2 protein-coding genes are annotated in these 2,799 nt (G+C 58.2%); both read right to left on the reverse strand.

The features are described from left to right. Positions 1–238: 238 nt before the first annotated feature. Positions 239–1,144: a cation diffusion facilitator family transporter gene (locus WBB95_RS20310; RefSeq protein ID WP_424489209.1), complete on the reverse strand. Its 906-nt coding sequence runs from the start codon at positions 1,142–1,144 to the stop codon at positions 239–241. A gap of 181 nt (positions 1,145–1,325) precedes the next feature. Next, positions 1,326–2,093, reverse strand: a complete 768-nt coding sequence (locus tag WBB95_RS20315; protein ID WP_424489210.1) for an SDR family oxidoreductase — start codon at positions 2,091–2,093, stop codon at positions 1,326–1,328. Positions 2,094–2,799: the final 706 nt, after the last annotated feature.

The raw sequence follows: 2,799 nt of genomic DNA on the forward strand, positions 1-2,799 counted from the left end.
GGGCTGCGAAGCGGCCCCAACAAAGACTCCGCCGAGTTCCAGATAGAACCAGGTCGCCTGGTTTGGGGCCGCTTCGCAGCCCGGCGCGGGGCAAGCCCGCTCACTACAACGATGTGTAGATACTTATGCTCATCGCAGGTAAGCCAGCTACCACATTCGACCGAGTTCCCTTTCTGAAACTCGATCACCTGTGGGAGCTGGCTTGCCTGCGATAGCCTCACCTCGGTCTAACCGCTAATCACGCAATCCACTTGCGATCGCCGGTAAAGCTGATCGTCAACCAGCGCGCCGCATCCGGTGTGCCCAGCCCTGTGGATATCTCTTCGCGCAGCGCGTCGAGCGTCGCGACGTTATCCACCGGGTAATTCGCCGGCAACACCACGTGAATCTCGATAAACCGCGCCCGCCCGTGCTTCTGCACATACGACACGTAATCATCGAAACCATGCGTGGCCTGAGCCGCGTCCATCACTTCACGCACTTTGTCGTCCAACTGATCCGGGGCGATCCCCAGCACCTCGCGCAACGCCGGGCGCAAGATCTTGAACGCCGGCGCCAGCATGCTTAGGGCCAGCAAAATCAGGATCAGCGGGTCGACATACACCGCCCATTCGCCATACCCCTGGGACTTGAGCAACAGCGCGGCAAGAAAGCTGATCAGCAAGCCCACCGAGAGCATCGCATCCACCAGCCAACTGATATTGTCGAACTGGATCAGCGAAGATTTGAGCCTGCGATTGCGGTAGCGCACGTAGAAGAAGTAGGCGAACTCAACCACGGTAAACACCGCCGCATAGACGATTACCAGCCCTAACTCGATCTCGCGCCCGCCATTGATAATGCCGAACACGCCGTTGAGAAACGCATAGATGGCGATCAACAGCAGGAAGCTGCCTTCGATCAGCAGCACCATCGGCTCCAGGTGCCAATAGCCGAACTGGAAGCGCTCGTTGCTCTTCTTGGCGATCAACTTGGCCGTGATCAGCATCAACACCTTGATGGCGGTGGCGATCAGCGAGAAGAAGCCGTCGAACAGAATGGATTGGGCGCCGGATATCACACCCGTGACAATCCCGGCGATCGCGACAGCGAACATCAGGATGGTCGATTGCTTGAGCAGTGCCTGCTCACCTCGGTTACTCACATTTCCTCCCGTCAAAACCTTTAAACCGCACAGCGCGGAGGTGTTTTCAGGGGTGGAGTGTACCTTATGTCCTGTTTTGGCCGATTTGCCGCCATCGCGGGCAAGCCCGCTCCCACCTTTTTACTGCGTGAAACCATTCAAATGTGGGAGCTGGCTTGCCTGCGATGGCCGCGACGCGGACTTAGGCCTTGGCGCCGCGCTCAATCGCAAACCCAGCCCAGGTCTGGCTCACTGGCATCAGCTCCAGGCGGTTGATATTCACGTGCGCCGGCGTGTTCATCACCCAGAAGATCGTGTCGGCGATGTCCTGCGGCTGGATCGGCTCGGCGCCCGCGTAGGTGGCGTCGTAACGCGCCTGATCACCGCCAAAACGCACCAGCGAGAACTCGCTCTCACACAGGCCAGGCTCGATGTTGGTCACACGCACGCCGGTGCCCTGCAGGTCGCAGCGCAAGTTCAGCGAGAACTGCTTCACGAACGCCTTGGAGCCGCCATACACATGGCTGCCCGGGTACGGGTAGCTGCCGGCGATGGAACCCAGGTTGATGATCCCGGCGCCACGGCCATGGGCGATCAAACGCGGCAGCAACAGGCTGGTGGTGGTCAGCAGGCCTTTGATGTTGGTGTCGACCATGGTTTCCCAGTCGTCGAGGCTGCACTTGGGCGCAGGGTCGGTGCCTACGGCCAGGCCGGCGTTGTTGATCAGCCCGCGCAACTTGGCGAACGATGGCGGCAAGTTGGCGATGGCCTCTTCCATGCCCTTGCGGTCACGCACGTCCACCACCAGGCCATGCACTTCGGTCTGCTTGGAAAGCTCTTCGACCAAGGCATTCAAGCGGTCGGCACGACGGCCGGTGAGCACCAGTTTCCAGCCAGCATCGGCAAAACGACGGGCGCAGGCTTCGCCGAAACCTGAGGTGGCGCCAGTAATAAACAGCGTGTCGGACATGGTGTTCTCCTTGCGGGCATCGAGAAAAAATTCAGCCAGCAGAATGCCCTTACGCCGCAGTGGCGGCAACCGCTAAGCGCAGAACTTCATCTGCAGCTGATCACAATTTGATCACCACAAGCAAAGCCTTATGAACCGTGGCCTGCAGCCATATGCGCGCAGGTTATCCACAACTGCGCCCACAGTCTTTGGGGGCAAGTACAAATCGCTTCAGCCCTCTGTGTGCAAGGCCTGCAGGCGGTTTTAGAAAGTTATTTGCTTGACCTGCGCCAGGCCGTATGTAGGCCCATGTAAAGAGGAGAAATCAGAACGATGGCTCCAGGCCAGTCATTCCGGCCTCTGTGGCAGTCTTTCCAGAGTTTAGTCACAGACTTACCCACAGGCTGGAGCGACTTATTCTGGTCATATACCTGTGTCTTTAAACAGGTTGACAAAACCCGTGGCCGGTCGCGAAAAACCGGCTGATCAAAAAACAACCACCGAGCTGCAAGCCACGTATTTGTTGGCTTGCAGCCAGCTACTCCCACGTTACCCACAGCCGGTTCCACAGCGGATGGGGACAAGTCAAAACTGTGACAAAACAGGGATTTGCGGCGGCTATATGTCGCGCTTTAGAGGGGGGCTGGATTTGTTTTCCACAATTTGGCGGAGAGTCTGTGGACACTGCAAAAACAAATGTGGGAACCGGTCTTTTTGTGGGAGCTGG

It is taken from the genome of Pseudomonas sp. (assembly GCF_049645325.1).
Classification (GTDB): domain Bacteria; phylum Pseudomonadota; class Gammaproteobacteria; order Pseudomonadales; family Pseudomonadaceae; genus Aquipseudomonas.